The organism is Actinomadura barringtoniae (genome assembly GCF_017573505.1).
Classification (GTDB): Bacteria; Actinomycetota; Actinomycetes; order Streptosporangiales; family Streptosporangiaceae; genus Spirillospora; species Spirillospora barringtoniae.
This window is the reverse complement of the sequence record NZ_JAGEOJ010000016.1, coordinates 14,741-34,803: the sequence shown is the minus strand read 5'-3', so window position 1 is coordinate 34,803 and position 20,063 is coordinate 14,741. Positions and strand designations below refer to the sequence as shown.

Annotated in this window: 17 protein-coding genes; 15 read left to right on the top strand and 2 right to left on the bottom strand. The window is 72.2% G+C overall.

What is annotated here, in order from left to right; all coding sequences use genetic code 11:
* Window positions 1–51 precede the first annotated feature (51 nt).
* The 15 genes from J4573_RS34950 to J4573_RS34880 all read left to right on the top strand — a co-directional run bounded on the left by J4573_RS34950 (window position 52) and on the right by J4573_RS34880 (window position 17,320).
* Complete coding sequence (locus J4573_RS34950; protein WP_504740201.1) at window positions 52–1,794, top strand: peptidoglycan D,D-transpeptidase FtsI family protein; 1,743 nt, start codon at window positions 52–54, stop codon at window positions 1,792–1,794.
* Between the two features lie 90 nt (window positions 1,795–1,884).
* Window positions 1,885–3,432 (top strand): UDP-N-acetylmuramoyl-L-alanyl-D-glutamate--2,6-diaminopimelate ligase, encoded by a 1,548-nt coding sequence (locus tag J4573_RS34945; RefSeq protein ID WP_208260288.1) that lies wholly within the window; start codon window positions 1,885–1,887, stop codon window positions 3,430–3,432.
* Window positions 3,429–4,829 carry a UDP-N-acetylmuramoyl-tripeptide--D-alanyl-D-alanine ligase gene (locus J4573_RS34940; protein ID WP_208260287.1) on the top strand — a complete coding sequence of 467 codons (1,401 nt, stop codon included), beginning with the start codon at window positions 3,429–3,431 and terminating at the stop codon, window positions 4,827–4,829. Before J4573_RS34945 ends, J4573_RS34940 begins: the two co-directional genes overlap by 4 nt.
* The gene (gene mraY, locus J4573_RS34935; RefSeq protein ID WP_208260285.1) at window positions 4,826–5,887 is read left to right on the top strand and encodes a phospho-N-acetylmuramoyl-pentapeptide-transferase; all 1,062 of its coding nucleotides are present in this window, start codon (window positions 4,826–4,828) and stop codon (window positions 5,885–5,887) included. Before J4573_RS34940 ends, mraY begins: the two co-directional genes overlap by 4 nt.
* Entirely contained in the window at window positions 5,884–7,323 is a 1,440-nt protein-coding gene (murD, locus tag J4573_RS34930) for a UDP-N-acetylmuramoyl-L-alanine--D-glutamate ligase (protein WP_208260283.1), read from the top strand. The genes mraY and murD overlap by 4 nt, the downstream gene beginning before the upstream one ends.
* The gene (gene ftsW, locus J4573_RS34925) at window positions 7,323–8,588 is read left to right on the top strand and encodes a putative lipid II flippase FtsW (RefSeq protein WP_208260282.1); all 1,266 of its coding nucleotides are present in this window, start codon (window positions 7,323–7,325) and stop codon (window positions 8,586–8,588) included. The genes murD and ftsW overlap by 1 nt, the downstream gene beginning before the upstream one ends.
* A gap of 38 nt (window positions 8,589–8,626) precedes the next feature.
* Window positions 8,627–9,727, top strand: a complete 1,101-nt coding sequence (gene murG, locus J4573_RS34920; protein WP_208260280.1) for an undecaprenyldiphospho-muramoylpentapeptide beta-N-acetylglucosaminyltransferase — start codon at window positions 8,627–8,629, stop codon at window positions 9,725–9,727.
* 78 nt (window positions 9,728–9,805) lie between these two features.
* Window positions 9,806–11,212 carry a UDP-N-acetylmuramate--L-alanine ligase gene (gene murC, locus J4573_RS34915; RefSeq protein ID WP_208260278.1) on the top strand — a complete coding sequence of 469 codons (1,407 nt, stop codon included), beginning with the start codon at window positions 9,806–9,808 and terminating at the stop codon, window positions 11,210–11,212.
* A 46-nt stretch (window positions 11,213–11,258) separates the two neighbouring features.
* Complete coding sequence (locus J4573_RS34910) at window positions 11,259–12,062, top strand: cell division protein FtsQ/DivIB (protein WP_208260276.1); 804 nt, start codon at window positions 11,259–11,261, stop codon at window positions 12,060–12,062.
* A gap of 442 nt (window positions 12,063–12,504) precedes the next feature.
* Complete coding sequence (ftsZ, locus tag J4573_RS34905; protein WP_208260274.1) at window positions 12,505–13,953, top strand: cell division protein FtsZ; 1,449 nt, start codon at window positions 12,505–12,507, stop codon at window positions 13,951–13,953.
* Window positions 13,954–13,969: 16 nt separating this feature from the next.
* Window positions 13,970–14,704: a peptidoglycan editing factor PgeF gene (gene pgeF / locus J4573_RS34900; RefSeq protein WP_208260272.1), complete on the top strand. Its 735-nt coding sequence runs from the start codon at window positions 13,970–13,972 to the stop codon at window positions 14,702–14,704.
* Window positions 14,697–15,419 (top strand): YggS family pyridoxal phosphate-dependent enzyme, encoded by a 723-nt coding sequence (locus J4573_RS34895; RefSeq protein ID WP_208260270.1) that lies wholly within the window; start codon window positions 14,697–14,699, stop codon window positions 15,417–15,419. Before pgeF ends, J4573_RS34895 begins: the two co-directional genes overlap by 8 nt.
* 76 nt (window positions 15,420–15,495) lie before the next feature.
* Complete coding sequence (locus J4573_RS34890) at window positions 15,496–16,050, top strand: cell division protein SepF (RefSeq protein ID WP_208260268.1); 555 nt, start codon at window positions 15,496–15,498, stop codon at window positions 16,048–16,050.
* A 21-nt stretch (window positions 16,051–16,071) separates the two neighbouring features.
* Window positions 16,072–16,356: a YggT family protein gene (locus J4573_RS34885; protein WP_208260267.1), complete on the top strand. Its 285-nt coding sequence runs from the start codon at window positions 16,072–16,074 to the stop codon at window positions 16,354–16,356.
* Between the two features lie 49 nt (window positions 16,357–16,405).
* Window positions 16,406–17,320 carry a DivIVA domain-containing protein gene (locus J4573_RS34880; protein ID WP_208260265.1) on the top strand — a complete coding sequence of 305 codons (915 nt, stop codon included), beginning with the start codon at window positions 16,406–16,408 and terminating at the stop codon, window positions 17,318–17,320.
* 162 nt (window positions 17,321–17,482) lie between these two features.
* Here J4573_RS34880 and J4573_RS56785 read toward each other — a convergent pair whose 3' ends face one another.
* A complete protein-coding gene (locus J4573_RS56785; RefSeq protein ID WP_372442962.1) occupies window positions 17,483–18,331 on the bottom strand; it encodes a pentapeptide repeat-containing protein in 849 nt (282 codons plus the stop codon).
* A 913-nt stretch (window positions 18,332–19,244) separates the two neighbouring features.
* On the bottom strand, window positions 19,245–20,012 hold the full coding sequence (locus J4573_RS34870; RefSeq protein ID WP_307797142.1) for a DUF1707 SHOCT-like domain-containing protein: 768 nt from the start codon (window positions 20,010–20,012) through the stop codon (window positions 19,245–19,247).
* Window positions 20,013–20,063: the final 51 nt, after the last annotated feature.

The following is a 20,063-nucleotide window of genomic DNA, read 5'->3' as shown; positions in this document are numbered from 1 at the left end:
GGCGGCGGGGGAGGGGCACGCAGGCCCCCCGCGCGCCGGCCGCGGCCGCGCATCCCGTTTCGCCGCCGCGACCCGCTGAAGCGCCTGAACGTGGGGCTGCTGGTGGTGGCGTTCGTGCTCTCGCTGTTCGCCGGGCGGCTGGTGCAGCTGCAGACCATAGAGTCCGGCAAGTACACCGAGCTGGCCATGAAGCAGCGGCTGCAGACCATCGACCTGCCCGCCGTGCGCGGCGACATCACCGACGCCCAGGGCAACCCGCTCGCCATGACGGTCGAGGCGAAGTCCATCTTCGCCGACCCCTATGTCATCAAGCCGGAGAAGCGGCAGGCGATCGTGAACGCGATCTCGCCCATCCTCGGCCTGGACCCGGCGTTCGTGATGAAGACGATCAGCACGAGGAACAGCCGGTTCGAGTACCTCGCGCACGGCGTGCGGCCCGACCAGGCGCGGCTGGTGACCGCCCTGAAGTTCCTGGGCCTCGGAACTCTGCCGGAATATCGGCGCGAATACCCCAACGACTCGCTCGCCGCGGACGTCATAGGTTTCGTGAACCGTTCCGGAGACGGCGGCGCCGGGCTGGAGTACGCGATGAACCGCCAGCTCGCCGGCCGCAACGGCTGGCAGCGCATCGAGATCAGCCCCGAGGGGGAGCGGATCCCGATGGGCGAGGACCAGAAGCGTCCCTCGGTGCCCGGCCGCGGCGTGCGCCTCAGCCTGATGCGCGACGTGCAGTTCAAGGCGCAGCAGGCGATCGAGCAGCAGGTGAAGGCGACCGGCGCCCGCAGCGGCAGCGTGGTCGTCATGGACCCGCGCAGCGGCGAGCTGCTGGCGATGGCCTCCTCGCCCGGCTACGACCCGAACAACTACGCCAAGGCGCGGCAGTCGGCCTACGCCAACCCGATCGTCCAGGAGGCGTTCGAGCCCGGCAGCACCAACAAGGTCATCACGGCCGCGGCGGTCATGGAGCAGGGCGGGATCCGGCCGGACACCCCGTTCACCGTGCCGTCGAGCATCAGGAAGTACGACCGGGTCTTCCACGACTCGCACCCGCACAAGCCCGAGCGCCTGACGTTCGGCGGCGTCCTCGCCAAGTCCAGCAACGTCGGCACGATCATGGCGAGCGACCACATCAGCCAGGACACCCTCTACCAGTACCTGCGCAACTTCGGCTTCGGGCAGACCACCAACGTGGGGCTGCCGGCCGAGACCGCCGGGCAGCTCAGCCCGCCGAACAAGTGGTCGGGCACCGACCGCTACCCGATCGCGTTCGGGCAGACGGTCTCGGTGAACGCGCTGCAGATGGCCAGTGTCTACTCCACGATCGCCAACGGCGGCGTCCGGGTGGCGCCGCGGCTGATCGAGGGCACCACCGGCGACGACAACGCCTTCACGCCCGCGCCGCCGTCCGCGCAGAAGCGTGTGATCAGCGCGGAGACGGCGCGGCAGCTGCGGGACATGCTGGAGGGCGTCACCTCCAACGAGGGCACGGCCCCCAAGGCGAAGGTCCCGGGCTACCGGGTCGCGGGCAAGACCGGCACCGCCGAGATCGTCAATCCGGCCTGCGGCTGCTACAGCGGCGGCGGCTACACGGCCTCGTTCGCGGGGTTCGCGCCGGCCGATGATCCGCAGCTGGTCGTCCAGGTCGTCCTGCAGGCCCCGACGCGGGGAAGCCACTATGGTGGCGATGCGGCGGCACCGGTCTTCAAGGACGTGATGAGCTTCGCCCTGCAGACCCGCAAGATCCCGCCGACGGGGAGTAAACCGCCGGTTACCAAGATCTACGCCACCGGCTGAGCTCAACGAGTACGCTCTCTCGCCGTGAGTCCAGCTTCGACGTCCCGGCCGGGCCCCTCGCCCGCCACCGACAGAACCGGAAGAACCGCCATGCGTCCCACGACCAACCCGGCCCGTCCGCTGTCGGGGCTCGTGGCGCTCCTGGGGCTGGAACGCGCTGAGGAATGGGCCGGGACCGCGGTGACCGGGATCACGCACGACTCCCGCGCCGTCCTGGCCGGCGACCTCTACGCCGCACTGCCCGGCGCCCGCACGCACGGCGCCGCGTTCGCCGGCCAGGCGGCCAAGGCGGGCGCGGCCGCGATCCTCACCGACCCGGCCGGGCTGGAGCAGGCCGCCTCGACCGGGCTGCCGGTGCTGGTGATCGACGACGTGCGCGACCGCCTCGGCGCGGTGGCCGCCTGGGTGTACGGGGAGCCCGCCGACGACATCACCGTCATCGGGGTGACCGGGACCAGCGGCAAGACCACGACCGTCTATCTCCTGGAGGCGGGCCTGCGGGCCGCCGGGATCGAGACCGGCGTGATCGGCACCGTGGAGATGCGGATCAAGGACAGCAGGGTGCCGAGCTCCCTGACCACCCCCGAGTCCACCGACCTGCACGCGCTGTTCGCGATGATGCGCGAGCAGGGCGTCGGCGCCGCGGCGATGGAGGTCTCCAGCCACGCCCTGTCGCAGGGCCGGGTGGGCGGCGCCCACTACGAGGTCGCGATCTTCAGCAACCTCTCCCAGGACCACCTGGACTACCACCCGACCATGGACGACTACTTCGCCGCCAAGGCGAAGCTGTTCACGCCCGAGTACTCCAAGGTGGGCGTGGTCAACCTCGACGACCACTACGGCCGCGAGCTCCTGGAGATCGCCACCGTGCCGACGACCACCTACTCGGCGACCGGGGACCCGGCCGCCGACTGGCGGGCCGAGGACGTGCGCCTGGGCGCCGACGGGAGCGTCTTCCGCGTCGTCGGGCCCGGCGGCATAGAGGCGGACGGCGCCGTGCAGCTCCCCGGGCCGTTCAACGTCTCCAACGCGCTGTCGGCGATCGTCGCGCTCGTCGAGGCGGGCATCGGGCTGCCGGCCGCCGTACGGGGCGTCTCCGAGCTCACCGGCGTGCCGGGGCGGCTGGAGAAGGTGGACGAGGGCCAGGACTTCGTCGCGCTCGTCGACTACTCCCACAAGCCGGGCGCGGTCGAGGCGGTGCTGACGGCGCTGCGCAAGGTGACCGAGGGCCGGCTGATGGTGGTGCTCGGCTGCGGCGGCGACCGCGATCGCGGCAAGCGCCCGCTGATGGGCGAGGCCGCCGCGAGGCTGGCCGACATGGCCTATTTCACCAACGACAACCCCCGGTCGGAGGATCCCCTGGCCATCCTCGCCGCTATGGTCGAGGGCGGACTGAAGGTGCCGCAGCCCGAGCGGGCGCACATCGTGGTGGAACCCGACCGCGCCGCCGCCATCGGGCTGGCGATCGGCCGGGCGCGCCGCGGCGACGTCGTCGTGGTCGCGGGCAAGGGCCACGAGCAGGGCCAGTACGTGGCCGGCGAGGTGTTCCCCTTCGACGACCGAGAGGTCGTCGGGGAGGCCCTGCGCCAGGTCGTGAGAGGAGACGGGGTTGTGAGAGGGGACGGGACGCAGGCGTGATCCCACTTCCGCTGTCGAAGGTCGCGGAGCTGACCGGGGGGACGCTCCACTGCGAGCGGCCCGACGTCCTGGTCGACGGGCCCGTGGTCATCGACTCGCGCGCCGTCGAGCCGGGCGCGCTGTTCGCCGCGTTCCGGGGCGAACGCGTGGACGGGCACGACTACGCCGCCGCCGCCCTGCAGGCGGGCGCGGCGGGCGTGCTCGCCGAACGCCCGGTGGGCGGCCCGGCGGTCGTCGTCGACGACGTGCAGAAGGCCCTGGGCGAGCTGGCCAGGGGCGTGCTCGGCAGGCTGCCGGACACGACCGTGACCGGCATCACCGGGTCGGCCGGCAAGACCTCGACCAAGGACCTGATCGCGCAGGTCGTGCGGCGCGCCGGGCCGACGATCGCGCCTGTCGGCTCGTTCAACAACGAGATCGGCCTGCCGCTCACCGCGCTGCGCGCCGACGAGCAGACCCGCCACCTGGTGCTGGAGATGGGCGCCCGTGGCATCGGCCACATCGCCTACCTGGCCCGCATCGGCCGGCCCCGGATCGGCGTGGTGCTGAACGTCGGCCACGCGCACATCGGCGAGTTCGGCAGCCAGGAGATGGTGGCCCGCGCCAAGGGCGAGCTGGTCGAGGCGCTGTCGGTGCACGGCACCGCGGTGCTGAACGCCGACGACCCGCTGGTGCGCACGATGGCCGCCCGTACCGCCGCCAAGATCGTCACCTTCGGGCGCGCGCCGGACGCGACCGTGCGGGCGACCGAGGAGTTCCTGGACGACCAGGGACGGGCCCGGTTCTCGCTGGTCACCCCCGAGGGCGTGCTGCCGGTCTCGCTGCGCCTGCACGGCGCCCACGCGGTCATGAACGCGCTCGCCGCCGCGGCCGTCGGCCGTGAGGCGGGCCTGGAGCTGAACGAGATCGCCGAGGCGCTCTCGGAGGCCGAACCGGCCAGCCGGTGGCGCATGGAGGTCACCGTGCGCCAGAGCGACGGCGTGACGGTGGTCAACGACGCCTACAACGCCAACCCCGAGTCGATGCGCGCCGCGCTCGACACGGTCGTGCACATGGCCAGGGGACGGCGCGCGTTCGCCGTTCTGGGCGAGATGGCCGAACTCGGCGCGTCCTCCGTGGCGGAACATGCCAAGATCGGGCAGCATGTCGCCCGCAGCGGATTCGCCGGCCTCATCGCCGTCGGCAAGGCGGCGGCCGCGATGGCCGAGGGGGCCGGGCAGGTGGGGTCATGGAACGGAGAGTGCGTACAGGTGGATGACGTCGGCGCCGCTCTGACGGCGCTGCGGGAGCGGCTCGCGCCGCAGGACGTCGTACTGGTGAAGGGCTCTCGCGTGGTAGGGCTGGAACGGGTCGCCGCCGGGCTGCTCGAGGGTGAGCACGGGAGTGACACGGCATGACCAACATCATCATTGCCGCGGGCGTGGCGCTGGTGTTCGTCATGGTCGGCACGCCGGTGTGGATCCGGATCGTCAACCGGCTCGGCTACGGCCAGATGATCCGCGACGAGGGCCCCGAGGCGCACCTGTCCAAGCGCGGCACGCCCACGATGGGCGGCACGGTCTTCATCGTCGGCTCGCTGGTCGGCTACGCGGTCGCCCATCTGATCACCGGCAGCAAGCCGACGGTCTCGGGGATCCTGACCCTGTTCCTCATGACCGGGCTCGGCCTGGTCGGGTTCGTCGACGACTACATCAAGGTCTTCAAGCAGCGCAGCCTCGGCCTGCGCAGCGGCGCCAAGATGATCGGCATCATCCTGGTCGGCGTCGTCTTCGCGGTCGCCTCGCTGAACTTCCCCAACGGGTACGACGTCACCCCCGCCTCCCCGCACCTGTCGTTCCTGCGCGACTTCGGGCCGTCGATCGGCCCGTACCTGTTCGTCGTCTGGGCGCTGCTGCTGATCGCGGCGATGTCCAACGGCGTCAACCTGACCGACGGCCTCGACGGCCTGGCCGCGGGCCCCGCGGGCATGGTGCTGGCCGCGTACGTGATCATCGGCAACTGGCAGCTGCGCAACAGCTGCTACGACGCGGGCCTGGCGCCCGGCTGCTACAGCGTGCGCGACCCGCTCGACCTCGCCGTGGTCGCCGCGGCGGTGCTCGGCGGCGTGTTCGGCTTCCTGTGGTGGAACGCGCCGCCCGCCAAGATCTTCATGGGCGACACCGGTTCGCTCGCGCTCGGCGGCGTGCTGGTGGGCCTGGCGATCCTCACCCACACCCAGTTCCTGCTGGCCATCCTGTGCGGCCTGATCGTCATGATCACCCTGTCGGTGATCATCCAGGTCGGCGGCTTCAAGATGACCCGAAAACGCGTGTTCAAGATGGCACCGCTCCAGCACCACTTCGAGCTGTCGGGCTGGGCCGAGACCACCATCGTCGTGCGCTTCTGGCTGATGTCGGCGCTGTTCGTGGCGATCGGGCTCGGGCTGTTCTACCTGGAATGGATGCCTAAGAAGTGACCGCCTGGGAATCCGGCGAAGCCGGGCCGGGGGGTGCGGGGGGTCGTCCCACCGCGAGCAGCTGGGACGGCCTGAACGTCTGCGTGGCCGGGATCGGTGTTTCCGGTCGCGCGGCCGCGCGGGTGCTCGCCGAGCGCGGCGCCCGCGTCACCCTCGTGGAGGGCCGCGACGGCGACGACCAGCGCGCGCAGGCCGCCGAGCTGGAGTCGCAGGGTGTGACCGTACGGCTCGGCGACGGCGAGTCGCTGCCGGAGGGCACCGAGCTGGTCGTGACCTCGCCCGGCTGGCGCCCGGACGCCCCGCTGCTGGTGGCCGCGGCCGACGCCGGGATCGAGGTCTTCGGCGAGGTCGAGCTCGCGTGGCGGCTGCGTCCCGCCGACGCGGCGCCCTGGCTGGCCGTCACCGGGACCGACGGCAAGACCACGGTCGTGCGGATGCTGGCGTGCATGCTGGAGGCCGCCGGGCACGACGCGCTCGCGGTCGGCAACGTCGGCACCCCCATCGCCCAGGCCGTGCTGCAGAAGCACGACGTGCTGGCGGTCGAGCTGTCCAGCTACCAGCTCCACTGGTCGAGCTCGCTGGCACCGCTCGCCGCGACCGTGCTGAACGTTGCGCCCGACCATCTCGACTGGCACGGCACGATGGACGCCTACGTCGGTGCCAAGGGCAAGATCTTCGCTCCGGGCACGCTGGCGGTCTACAACGCCGACGACGCCACCTCGACCGCGCTCGCGGAACGTTCCGAGCGCCGGGCCGGCTTCACGCTGGACTGCCCGCGCTTCGGTCAGCTCGGCGTCGTCGAGGAACTGCTGGTCGACCGCGCGTTCACCGAGGACCCGGCCCGGCACGCCGACGAGCTGGCGGGCCTGGAGGACGTGCGCCCCTTCGCGCCGCACAACGTCGCCAACGCGCTCGCCGCCGCCGCCCTCGCCCGCGCCTACGGCGTGCCGCCCGGGGCCGTACGGGAGGGCCTGCGCGCGTTCGTGCCCGACCCGCACCGCATCCAGCACGTCGCCGACATCGGCGGCGTCACCTACATCAACGACTCCAAGGCCACCCAGCCGCACGCCGCGGCCGCCTCGCTGGCCGCCTACCAGCCGATCGTGTGGATCGCGGGCGGGCTGCTGAAGGGCCTGGACGTCGACGACCTGGTCCGTTCCAGCGCGCCCCGGCTGCGCGGCGTCGTCCTCATGGGCCGTGATCGCGGGCGGATCGCCGAGGCACTCGCGCGACACGCGCCCGAGGTCCCGGTCGTGGACGTTCCGGACACCGACACTGGGGCGATGGACCGTGTCGTGAACCAAGCCGCAGCCCTGGCCCGCCCGGGCGACACCGTACTGCTCGCCCCCGTCGGCGCCTCCTTCGACATGTTCGCCAACTATCCGGCCCGCGGTGACGCCTTCATCGCGGCCGTTCGGCGGCTGGCCGAGTCCTGATGACCGCCGTACCGGCGCAAGACGAGGTCACCGAGGCCAGGGAGCGGTCCGGGCCGCGCGAGCAGGTCGCGGCCGCGGTCGGGCTGCTGGACCGCCCGCTCACGTCCTATTACCTGGTGCTCGGCTGCTCGATGCTGCTGCTGGCGCTCGGGCTCACCATGGTGCTGTCGGCCTCCAGCGTGAAGCAGCTGCAGGAGACCGGGTCGGCCTACACCCTGTTCCAGAAGCAGGCGATGTGGATGGTGATCGGCCTGCCCGGCATGTGGCTGGCCTCCCGGATGCCGGTCAAGGCGATCCGCGCGCTGGCCTACCCGCTGGTCCTGCTGTCGGTCGTGGCGCTGGTCCTGGTGCTGGTGCCCGGGCTCGGCCGTACGGCCGGTGGGGCGACCCGCTGGATCAGCCTCGGACCGCTCCAGATCCAGCCGTCCGAGCCCGCCAAGCTCGGCCTGGTGCTGTGGGGCGCCGACCTGCTGGCGCGCAAGGAGAAGCTCGGCCAGCTGAACGAGTGGAAGCCGCTGCTGGTCCCGCTGCTGCCCGGCGCGGGGCTGCTGGTGCTGCTGGTGATGCTCGGGAACGACCTGGGCACCACGCTGGTGCTCCTCACGATCTTCCTGGCGCTGCTGTGGGTCATCGGGGCGCCCGGACGCCTGTTCGTCGGCATCGCCGGGCTGGTGTGCGTGCTGGTCTCGATCCTGATCGTCGTCGAGCCGTACCGCATGCAGCGCCTCACCGGTTTCCTGGACCCCAGCGGTGACCCCCTCAAGACGAATTATCAGGGCCTGCAAGGCCTCTACGCGGTGGCCTCCGGCGGCTGGTTCGGCACCGGGCTGGGGGAGGGCCGGGCGAAATGGGACTTCCTGCCCCATGCCGAGACCGACTTCATCTTCGCGATCGTGGGTGAAGAATTCGGGCTCGTCGGTACGCTCGTGGTGCTGGGCCTGTTCGGCCTGCTCGCCTACGCCGGGCTGCGGATCGCCCGGCGGGTGAAGGACCCGTTCACCCGCCTGGCCGCGGCCGGCTCCACCGCCTGGCTGGTGGTGCAGGCGATCGTCAACATCGGGGCGGTGATCGGTGTGCTTCCCATCACAGGGATCCCGTTGCCGCTGGTCTCCTATGGAGGCTCGGCGCTGATCCCGACCCTGATCGCGCTCGGCATGCTGCTGGCGTTCGCCAAGCGGGAGCCGGGGGCCCGCCAGGCGCTGGCCGCACGAGGTCCCGGACCGGTCCTGCGGGCCCTAAGCTGGCTGGGCCTGGCACGGCGTTGAATCCCCTGACCGACTCGCCCGAGGAGTTGTCTACGAGCATGAGGGTTGTCCTGGCCGGCGGCGGCACCGCCGGACACATCGAGCCCGCCCTGGCCCTGGCCGACGCGCTGCGGCGCAACGACCCGAACGTGGGGATCACGTGCCTGGGGACCGAGCGGGGCCTGGAGACCCGGCTCGTCCCGCAGCGCGGTTACGAGCTCGCCCTGATCCCGCCGGTGCCGCTCCCGCGCCGGCTGACCCCCCAGCTGCTGTCGGTGCCCGGACGGCTGAACGGTGCGATCAAGGCCGCGGCGAACATCCTCGACCAGGCGCGGGCCGACGTCCTGGTCGGCTTCGGCGGCTACGTCGCCACCCCCGGCTACCTGGCCGCCAAGCGCCGCAAGGTGCCGATCATCGTGCACGAGGCCAACCCGAAGCCGGGCCTGGCCAACAAGCTCGGCGCCCGCTTCACCGACCACGTCGCGGTCTCGCACTCGGACTCCCCGCTGCCGAACGCCACGTTCGTCGGCATCCCGCTGCGCCGCGAGATCGCCACGCTGGACCGGCTGGCGATGGGCGACAAGGCGCGCTCCTACTTCGGGCTGCTGCCCGACCTCCCGACGCTGCTGATCTTCGGTGGCTCGCAGGGCGCCCGGTCGCTGAACCGGGCCGCGGTGGCCGCGGCTCCCGCGTTCCGCCAGGCCGGGATCCAGGTGCTGCACATCGTCGGGCCCAAGAACACCGAGGAGCCCGAGCCGGCCGGTCCGGGCGGTCCCCAGTACGTGACCATCCCCTACTGCGACCGGATGGACCTGGCCTACGCGGCGGCCGACATGGCCATGTGCCGCGCGGGCGCGATGACCTGCGCCGAGCTGACCGCGGTCGGGCTGCCGGCGGTCTACGTGCCGCTGCCGATCGGCAACGGCGAGCAGCGCCTGAACGCCGAGCCGATCGTGGCCGCGGGCGGCGGGCTGCTGGTCGACGACGCCGAGCTCACGCCGGAGTGGATCGCCCACCAGCTGCTGCCCGCCCTGGCCGACCCGAGCCGGGTCGCGCAGATGTCGGAGGCCGCGGGCCGGATGGGCCGCCGCGACGCCGACGTCGCGCTGGCGAAGATGGTGTACGACGTCGTACGGGCCGCCCACCAGCAACAGCAGTAGGACCGCTGGGGGGAACGCACGTGGACGACGGCCGCGCCGCGGGGGCGGCGCGGAGGACAAGGGAACGAACGGTGCCGCATGAGTCTGATCAGTCCGGGTGAGATCCTGCCTGCCGATGAGCTGGGCAGGGTCCACTTCATCGCGATCGGCGGGGCCGGCATGTCCGGCATCGCCCGCGTGATGCTGAAGCGCGGCATCGCGGTCTCCGGCAGCGACGCCAAGGACTCCGACCTGCTCGCGCAGCTGACCGGGCTCGGCGCCGACGTCTTCGTCGGGCACGACGCCGCGCACGTGGGCGACGCCGACACCGTGGTGGTGTCCACCGCGATCCGAGACACCAACCCCGAGCTGGTCGCCGCGCGCGAGCGCGGGCTGCGGGTGCTGCACCGGTCGGCCGCGCTCGCCGCGCTGATGGTCGGGCGGCGCGCGGTCGCGGTGGCGGGCACGCACGGCAAGACCACCACGACGTCGATGCTGACGGTCGCGCTGCAGCACGCGGGCGCCGACCCGTCGTACTGCATCGGCGGGCAGCTGGTCACGACCGGGCTCGGCGCCGACGAGGGCACCGGGGACGTGTTCGTGGCCGAGGCCGACGAGAGCGACGGCTCGTTCCTGATGTACACGCCGCACATCGCGGTCGTCACCAACGTCGAGGCCGACCACCTGGACAACTACGGCGGCTTCGAGAAGGTGAAGGAGAACTTCGCCCGCTTCGTGGAACGTATCGAGCCCGGCGGCACGCTGGTCGTCGGCGCCGACGACCCCGTCGCGATGGAGCTGGGGGAGCAGGGGCGTGCGCGCGGGCTGACCGTGCGGACCTACGGCGAGGCCGAGGGCGCCGACCTGCGCGTCACCGGCTTCACCCCGCGCGGCCTGGGCTCGGCGTTCGAGATCGAGGGCGTCGGGGCGGTGGCGCTGAGGGTGCCGGGCCGCCACAACGCGCTGAACTCCGCCGCGGTCGTCGCGGTCGCGCAGGCGCTCGGCTGCGACCTGGCCGCCGTACGGGAGGGGCTGACCGCGTTCGGCGGCGCGATGCGCAGGCTGGAGCCCAAGGGCAGCGCGAACGGCGTCGAGGTGTTCGACAGCTACGCCCACCACCCGACCGAGCTGACCGCCGACCTGTCGGCGACCCGCGACTACGTGGAGCAGAAGGGCGGCGGGCGGATCGTCGCGGTCTTCCAGCCGCACCTCTACAGCCGCACGCGCTTCTTCGCCGCCGAGTTCGGCGAGGCCCTGGGCCTGGCCGAGGTCGCGGTCGTGCTGGACGTCTACGGCGCCCGTGAGGACCCCGAGCCCGGCGTGACCGGCAAGCTGGTGTCGGACGCGGTCCCGGCCAGGACCGAGGCGGTCTACGCCCCGGTCTGGGACGACGTCCCCGCGACCATCACCGCGCTCGCGCGGCCCGGTGACGTGGTCATCACGCTCGGCGCGGGCGACGTGACCAGGCTCGGCCCGATGATCCTGGAACGGATCGCGGCCTCCTAGGCGTGGGCTCCCGCTGCTCAACGGAGATGACTGCCAAGCTGGGGTCATGACCGAGGCGGGCACGAGCCAAGCGGACACCGCGAACGGCGACGCGAGCGAGTCCACCGGTGCCGACGTGCCCGGAGACGGCACCACGCCGCCTTCTGAGCCGCCGTCGGGGCGCCCCAAGGGTGCCAGCAGGTGGAAGACGGCGTTCGTCGCGCTGCTCGTGCTGGGCGTCCTCGGCACCGCCTCGTGGATGCTGCTCGGCTCCAAGCTGCTGGTCGTACGGCACGTCGAGGTGACCGGCACCAAGCTCGCGCCGCGCGACCGCATCGTGGCGACGGCGGGCATCAGGCTGGGCGTGCCGATGGTGAGGTTGGACACCGGGGAGGTGCGCGGCCGCGTGGAACGGCTGCGCGAGGTCAAGTCCGCCAAGGTCGAACGCCGCTGGCCCGCCACGGTGCGGATCGTCGTGCACGAACGCGTCCCGCTGGTGATGGTCGAACGCGCCGGGCGCTACTACCAGCTGGACGAGGACGGCGTCACCGTCGCCGACAGCCCCGCGCGCCCGCCGAAGCTGCCCGCGCTGAGCGCGACCGCGCCCGGTCCGACCGATCCGGCCACGCTCGCCGCGCTGCACGTCGTCGCCGCGCTGCCGGACCGGCTCGGCCGCCGGGTCGTGGGCGTGGAGGCGCCGTCGCCGGAGTCGGTGACGCTGCGGCTTTCCGGTGGCCCGTCGGTGGTGTGGGGTTCCGACGACCGGCCGGAGGAGAAGCTGCGGCTGTTCGACGCGCTGCTGAAGACGCCCGCGGGACGGGCGGCGCACACCATCGACGTCAGCTCTCCCGAGGTCGTCACGACACGGTGATCTGGATCCCGTCCACGGGTGACTGGGAATCCCTGCGCGCGTCGCGGGGCTTCCGGGCGCCCGATGGGGCACGCTGGACCGGAGGACGAAATGGCGTCCTGCGGTGCGGGAAGGGGAGGAGTCATGTCCGGCGTGAGCCCAGACATGGGGAGGCGCTTCCCTTCGTTCGCCAACCAGGGCAACTCTCGCGCACTGCGACACGCCGGTTCAGTTGGCCGGAGGTTAGTTGACCCTGGCGGTAAGCCCGCCCTACTGTCCGTATCAGCCTTCAGGTTGACATAACTGTAAGTCTCAAGTTGAGGGTGAGGGTTTGGGGGTGCTCGCACCGCCCGATCCGTACCCGTAAGTCTCAGAGCAAGTCCCAGGTCAGGAACTCCGCGACGGCACCGGCGACCCGCCGGGCCCGGCGGGTTGGATAGAGCGAGCGGAAAGGCCCCTCGTCGTGGCAGCACCGCAGAATTACCTCGCGGTCATCAAGGTCGTCGGCATCGGCGGCGGCGGCGTCAACGCCGTCAACCGGATGATCGAGGAGGGACTCAAGGGCGTCGAGTTCATCGCGATCAACACTGACGCCCAGGCGCTGCTGATGAGTGACGCCGACGTGAAGCTGGACGTGGGGCGTGAGCTCACCCGCGGCCTGGGCGCCGGGGCCAACCCGGACGTGGGCCGCAAGGCCGCGGAGGATCACCGCGAGGAGATCGAGGAGGTCCTCAAGGGGGCCGACATGGTCTTCGTGACCGCGGGCGAGGGCGGCGGCACCGGCACCGGCGGCGCGCCCGTCGTGGCCAACATCGCCCGGTCGCTCGGCGCGCTCACGATCGGCGTGGTCACCCGCCCGTTCAGCTTCGAGGGCAAGCGCCGGGCCATGCAGGCCGAGGCGGGCATCGAGACGCTGCGCGACGAGGTCGACACCCTCATCGTGATCCCGAACGACCGGCTGCTGTCGATCTCCGACCGGCAGGTCAGCGTGCTGGACGCGTTCAAGGCCGCCGACCAGGTGCTCCTGTCCGGTGTTCAGGGCATCACCGACCTGATCACCACGCCGGGCCTGATCAACCTGGACTTCGCCGACGTGAAGTCGGTCATGTCCGGCGCCGGCTCGGCGCTCATGGGCATCGGCTCGGCGCGCGGCGACGACCGCAGCGTGGCCGCGGCCGAGATGGCGATCAGCAGCCCGCTGCTGGAGGCGAGCATCGACGGCGCCCACGGCGTCCTGCTGTCCATCTCCGGCGGCTCCGACCTCGGCCTCTTCGAGATCAACGAGGCGGCCCAGCTGGTCTCCAACGCGGCCGCACCGGACGCGAACATCATCTTCGGCGCGGTCATCGACGACGCCCTCGGCGACGAGGTCAGGGTCACGGTGATCGCGGCGGGTTTTGACGAAGGGCGACCTGCCAAGCCGGCGCCCGAACCCGAGGCCAAACGCGTACCGCCGCCGCCGCGACCCGCGCCGCCGCCCCCGACGCCGCCCGTTCAGCAGGCGCCGCCCGTTCAGCAGGCACCGGCCCAGCCCGCGAACCCGATCCCGAGCCGGGTCGGCCGCAGCGACCAGCCGGCCCAGCCCGCGCAGTCGATCGCCCAGGCCGCGGCGGCCCCGGTGCCCGCGCCGCCGCAGTCGGCGCCGGCGCCCCCGCCGCCGCCGAAGCCCGCCGAGGCCGAGCGGCCGCAGGAACGTGCCGCCGAGCCGGCGCGGCCGCAGCCCTCTTCGCAGGAGAGCGAGCCCGCCTCGTCCCCGGCACCGCCGCCCGCGCCGCGCCCGGCCTCCGAGCCGGCCCCGACGCGGGTGCACGCCGGCGACGGGGAGAGCGGTTCGGCCGGTGCGGGCCAGCGCCGCCGCCCGGTCGTGTTCGACGAGGACGACGACCTCGACGTCCCCGACTTCCTGAAGTGATCGCGGACCCCCCGAAGTGATCACGACCGTTGACCTGGGCGAGGGGATCGGCGCCGCCTTCACCGCCCGCGCGGGTGGGGTGAGCCGCGCACCGTTCGACTCGCTGAACCTCGGCGGCGCGGTCGGCGACGACGCCGCCGCGGTCGCGGGCAACCGCGCCCGTGCCGCCGCCGCCCTGGGCGCCGATCCAGGCCGCACGGTCTGGATGCGCCAGGTGCACGGCGCGGACGTCGCGCACGTGACCACCCCCCATCTCGACTCTCCGGTGGACGCGACGCTCACCACCGAGCCGGGCCTGGTCCTGGCCGTGCTGGTGGCCGACTGCGCGCCGGTGCTGATCGCCGATCCCGTCGCCGGAGTCGTCGGCGTGGCCCACTCCGGCCGCCCGGGGACCGCGGCGGGCGTCGTGCCCGCGCTCGTCACAGAGATGACCGAGCACGGTGCGGATCCCGAACGTATGAGGGCCGCGGTGGGTCCGGCCGCCTGCGGCGGCTGCTACGAGGTCCCGGCCGAGATGCGCGACGAGGTCGAGGCCGCGGCGCCCGGTTCGTACGCCACCACCAGCAAGGGCACCCCGGGCGTCGACATCCGCGCGGGTATCGCGGCGCAGCTCGCGGCGCACGGCGTCGCCTCGGTGGCGATCGATCCCCGCTGCACGATCGAGTCGCCCGGCCTCTTCTCCTACCGCCGCGAGGGCCGCACCGGCCGCTTCGCGGGCTTCGTCTGGCTCAAGGACCCCTCCCGTGACTGATCCCACGGCCGTCTCACCGTCCGCGCGGCGGGACGAGATCGCCGCCAACCTGGCGGACGTGCGCAAGCGGATCGACGCGGCGTGCGCCGCCGCCGGGCGCGTGCCGGGCGAGGTCACGCTGATCGCGGTGACCAAGACCTTCCCGGCGTCCGACGTGCGGCTGCTGGCGGGGCTCGGGGTGACCGAGGTCGCCGAGAACCGCGACCAGGACGCGGCGCCGAAGGCGGGGGAGTGCCGGGACCTGCCGCTCACGTGGCACTTCGTCGGGCAGTTGCAGACCAACAAGGTGCGCTCGGTCGCCTCGTACGCCGGTGTCGTGGAATCCGTGGATCGTTCCAAGCTGGTCCGGGCGCTGTCCGCGGCGGCGCTGCGGGAGGAACGGACGCTGCGGTGCCTGGTCCAGGTCGGCCTGGACGAGCGGGAAGGGCGCGGCGGGGCCGCGCCGGCCGACGTGCCCGCCCTCGCGGACGAGATCGCCGGGGCGCAGGGGCTGGAGCTCGGCGGGGTGATGGCGGTGGCGCCGCTCGGCGGAGATCCGGTCGAGGCGTTCACCCGGCTGGCCGAGATCGCGGCGGGGGTACGGGACTCGCACCCGGGGGCCATGGCGATTTCGGCGGGAATGAGCGGTGATCTGGAGGCCGCGATCGCGTGTGGCGCGACACACGTACGTGTCGGTACGGCGTTGCTCGGCGGCCGACGGGCAATCGTCAGGTAATGTCCCCCCAGTGGTACCTGCCGAAACGGTGGGCCACCTGGACGGAGCGGTCCGACCGCAGGACGACGGAGGGCATATGGCCAGCGCGATGCGCAAGATGGCGGTCTACCTCGGCCTTGTGGAGGACGACCGCTACGACGACAAGTACGCCAAGTACGACGACTATGACGACGAGTACGTCTACGACGACGAGGCCGACCCCGCTGTGGGGCGGCCGGGCCGCGCGCGCGAGGACGACTCCGCAGCGCAGCTTACCCGGCCCGAAGACGCCGGGGACCGTGATCGAGATCATCACTCTTCGTCGGTCACGGAGCGACGCTCCGTGGCGCTCTACGAGTCGGGTACCGCAGACCTTGCGCGTATCACTACGCTGCATCCAAGGACGTATAACGAGGCAAGGACCATCGGGGAGCACTTCCGAGAGGGAACGCCGGTGATCATGAACCTGACCGAGATGGTCGACAGCGACGCCAAGCGTCTCGTCGACTTCGCGGCAGGTCTCGTATTCGGCCTTCATGGGAGCATCGAGCGTGTTACCAACAAGGTGTTCCTTCTGTCACCGGCCAACGTCGAGGTGACGGCCGAAGACAAGGCCCGGATGGCAGAACGAGGGTTCTTCAACCAAAGCTGACAGCCACATGCGAGAGTGTCCGTGACAATCGTTGTTGACGTGCTGAGCGCGCTGCTCTACATCTTCCTCCTGTTCCTGATCGGGAGGTTGATCCTCGAAGTCCTGCAGTCGTTCGCCCGGTCATGGCGACCCACGGGGGTGGTACTGGTGATCGCCGAGGCGGTCTACACGGTGACCGACCCGCCACTGAAACTGCTCAGGCGTTTCATCCCACCCATCAGGCTGGGTAACGTGGCATTGGACCTCAGCTTCACGGTCCTCATCCTTGTGGTATGGGTCTTGATCATCTTCGTGCAGGGGCTCTGATCGGATACCGTCCTTTGGGACAGACTCCAAGCGCGCCAAGGAGACGAACATGCCGCTGACACCCGCCGATGTGCGGAACAAGCAGTTCAGTACCACCAGGCTGAGGCCGGGGTACGACGAGGAGGAGGTGGACGCCTTCCTCGACGAGGTCGAGGCCGAGCTCGACCGCCTCATCCAGGAGAACGAGGAACTGCGCGCCAAGCTTGCCGAGTGCCTCCGGGGCAAGGTCCCCGCGATGGCCGCCCCCATCGTGGAGCCCAAGCCGGACGTCGCCAAGATCCCCGAGCCGCCTCGTCCCGAGCCCCAGCCGCAGCCCGAGCCCGAGCCGGCGCTCGGCGGCCTGACGATGTCGGCCCCCTCCGGCGAGGACAACATGGACACCGCGGCGCGCGTGCTCGCGCTGGCGCAGCAGACCGCCGACCAGGCGATCGCCGACGCCCGCCGCGAGGCCGACGAGACGCTCGGCCGCGCCCGCCGCGAGGCCGAGGAGATCCTCGGCAAGGCCCGCCGGCAGGCCGACCAGATCGTGAGCGAGGCCCGCTCCCGCGCCGAGGCCCTCGACCGCGACGCCCAGGAGCGCCACCGCCAGGTGATGGGCTCGCTGGTGCAGCAGCGCGAGGAGCTCGAGCGCGAGGTCGACAACCTGCGCGCCTTCGAGCGCGAGTACCGCAGCCGCCTCAAGGTCTACCTCGAGGGTCAGCTGCGCGACCTGGAGGCGGGCAGCACCGAGACCGGGGCGTTCCCGACGCCCGGCGGCGGTGCCTCCCAGTCCGGCGGTCCGCAGACCGGCCCGCAGGCGGCCCTCCCGCACGCCGGTGAGAACCGCAACGGCTCGGCCTCCACGCAGACCGGCGGCACCCCGTTCCCGCCGCCCGCCGAGCCCGCCCAGCACGGTCAGCAGGTCCAGCACTCCGCGACGGGCGCGTTCCACGCCGGGGACAACCCGCCGCACGAGAGGCGCTAGGGCCGGGTCGCGCAGGCGGTAGTGTCTTTTCCGATCGCCGCGCCGCGGATGGCAGGGACGCCATCCCGGCGGCGTTCGGCGTTTCGGTACGTCGGTGGTGACCTCCGGGGCGACCCGGGGGCCGTTCGCCTGTGGTAGAGGGCCCGTGGTTGTAGGCCTGTGTTAGAGGGAGACCCTGTGATCATCCTGAGTGGCGTCCTCGTGGTCGTGGCGATCGCGCTTCTGGTGGCGGGCATCGTCGCCGGCAACGGGGACAGCGCACAGGTGTTCGGCTTGGACGCGCTGGTCGTGATCTATGTGTCGATCGCGGTCAGCATCGTGTCCGCCCTCTGCCTGGCCATCGGGGTGTTCCTGCGGCGCAAGGAGCTCTTCGGCGGCGGCGCGACGCCGACGCAGGCCCGCAAGCCCAAGAAGGGCAAGAAGGCCGCTCCCGCCAAGGCCAAGGCGCCCGTTCCCAAGGACGCGCCCGAGCCCGTCGACGACGAGGTGCAGATCCCGGCCCCGCCGGCGAACGTGCCCGATGACGCCCCGGTGTTCGTCGTCCGCGGCCGCAAGCGCTACCACCTGGACACCTGCCGCCAGCTGGCCGGCCGCGACAAGGAAGAGCTCACCTACGCGGAGGCGAAGGAAGAGGGCTTCAGTCCCTGCACCGCCTGCTTGCCCGACACGGCCCTGGCGGCGCGCGCCGCGGTCTCGGTGCCTGCGGCGGCGGGGGACAAGAAGGGCCTCGCGGGGCTGGCCAAGCCGGGCCCCGCTTCCGACACCGCCAAGACGGCCGAGCTGCCCCGTACGCCCCCGGCCAAGCCCGGCCCGGCCAAGCCCGGCCCGGCCAAGCCCGGCCCGGCCAAGCCCGGCCCGGCCAAGCCGAGCCTGGACAAGCCGAGCCTGGACAAGCCGAGCCTGGACAAGCCGAGCCTGGACAAGCCGAGCCTGGACAAGCCGAGCCTGGACAAGCCGAGCCTGGACAAGCCGAGCCTGGACAAGCCGAGCCTGGACAAGCCCGCGGGCCAGGCGTCCGCCGCGTCCTCGGCGCTGCCGTCCAGCCCGCCCGCTCAGCCGGTCAAGGCCGAGCCCGCGAGCCCACCGGTCACGCCGAACCCGGTGACGCCGAAGCCGGCCGCGCCGGCCTCGGACGCGCTGGGCGACATCGCGTCCGCCGCCGCCAAGCCGGCCGCTGCCAAGTCCGCGCAGGCACAGTCCGCTCCGGCCAAGGAGGCCCCCAAGGCGTCCGAGCCGGTCGACGACCCGGAGCGTGCCACGGGCCCGCTGCCGTCAGCGTGGGGCGCGCCCACGCCGCCGGTGGCACCCGCGGCCAAGCCCGGGCCGGAGACCCCGAAGGCGCCCAAGGCCGACCCGACCGTGACCGACCTGCCGCTGGCGGCCGCCGCCAAGAAGGCCGCGGCCGCCAACTCCGACCCTGAGCCGTCGTCCGCGGCGGCCCCGCGCCCCCGGCAGCCGGAGGACACCAAGCCCCCGGCCGCCGACTCCGACGACGAGGGCCCGCAGGTGCGCATCCTCAGCGGCACCAAGCGCTACCACCGCACCGACTGCGCCCTCATCGAGGACATCGGCGACGAGGCCGACGACCTGGAGGCGCTCTCCCGGGCCGAGGCCAAGGCCAGGGGCTGCACCCCCTGCCTGGTCTGCCAGCCCGACAAGGAGCACGCCCGCGACTGACCGCCCACCCCAGCCGACCCGAGAACGCGGCCGTGACCCCCAAGGGGGCCACGGCCGCGTTCTTGTTTCCCGAAAGCACTTGTTTCGCGAAAGCAACCCTCGCCGGTCGCCCCGCGGGCTCGCAGCCGAGCCTCCGATGCGTGCACGCCCGCCAAGACCACGCCGATCTTGCTCTCAGCGCCCTTCACGCCGCCCGATAGGGGCGCTCAGAGCAAGATCGGCGTATTGGGCGGTGGGGCGGCTGGGGTCAGCAGCGGCGGCGGGAGGCGCGGCGGGCGTCGCGGAGCTCGCGGAGGTGCTCGCGGCGGTCCGCGCGGGCGCGGCGCATCTCGGCGTGGAACGCCTGGTGCTGCTCGCGGATCTCCAGATGGTGGTCGTGGAGGCCGCGGTGGTGCTCGCGGCGTTCGGCGCGACGCTGGGCCTTGGTGAGGTCGCCCTGCTCGCGGCGCTTCACGTCGATGCCGCCGAAGAGGATCACGCCGGTCAGCTTCACGTGCGGGGCGTTCAGGTCGTCCGGGTCGTCGCCGGGCAGCTGCTGGCCGCCGAACATGGTGAAGCCGTTCCAGGTGACGCGGACGCCCGGCGGGACGGTGATGTCCAGGCCGCCGAAGACGCAGGTGACGCTGATCTCGACCTCGCGCTGGGACAGCACCGCCTGGCGCAGGTCCAGCTCCACGCCGCCGAACACCATGGTGAGGGTGGTCTTCGGCTCGACCAGCCAGCGGCCGCGGCGTTCGGCGCCGGAGAAGACGGCGACGATGTTGGCCGACTCGGAGACGGGGGCGGGCGCGTTCTCCTCCTTCCGGAGGCTCACGCTCGGGGCCGGGCCGCTCTGGCCGGGCAGGTCGCTGAGGACGGGAGCGAGCTCGGCGTAGGTCTTGGCCTGGTAGACCGCGTCGATGCGTTCCGCGTGCTCCTCGGGCGTGATGCGGCCCTCGGCGAGGGCCTCGCGCAGCTTGTCCGCGACCTGGTCGCGGTCGGCGTCTGAGGCGCGCAGGGAGTCGGAGTCTGTCACGGAAGCCATCATCGCAAACGCGATGTGTCTCGATAAAGGGTCTGGACGGAA

Bases quoted from the DNA above. Each gene is read 5' to 3' on its own strand.
- murG (WP_208260280.1), top strand. From the start codon at position 8,627: ATGAGGGTTGTCCTGGCCGGCGGCGGCACCGCCGGACACATCGAGCCC.
- mraY (WP_208260285.1), top strand. From the start codon at position 4,826: ATGACCAACATCATCATTGCCGCGGGCGTGGCGCTGGTGTTCGTCATG.
- J4573_RS34945 (WP_208260288.1), top strand. From the start codon at position 1,885: ATGCGTCCCACGACCAACCCGGCCCGTCCGCTGTCGGGGCTCGTGGCG.
- murC (WP_208260278.1), top strand. From the start codon at position 9,806: ATGAGTCTGATCAGTCCGGGTGAGATCCTGCCTGCCGATGAGCTGGGC.
- J4573_RS34890 (WP_208260268.1), top strand. From the start codon at position 15,496: ATGGCCAGCGCGATGCGCAAGATGGCGGTCTACCTCGGCCTTGTGGAG.
- ftsW (WP_208260282.1), top strand. From the start codon at position 7,323: ATGACCGCCGTACCGGCGCAAGACGAGGTCACCGAGGCCAGGGAGCGG.
- J4573_RS34880 (WP_208260265.1), top strand. From the start codon at position 16,406: ATGCCGCTGACACCCGCCGATGTGCGGAACAAGCAGTTCAGTACCACC.
- J4573_RS34910 (WP_208260276.1), top strand. From the start codon at position 11,259: ATGACCGAGGCGGGCACGAGCCAAGCGGACACCGCGAACGGCGACGCG.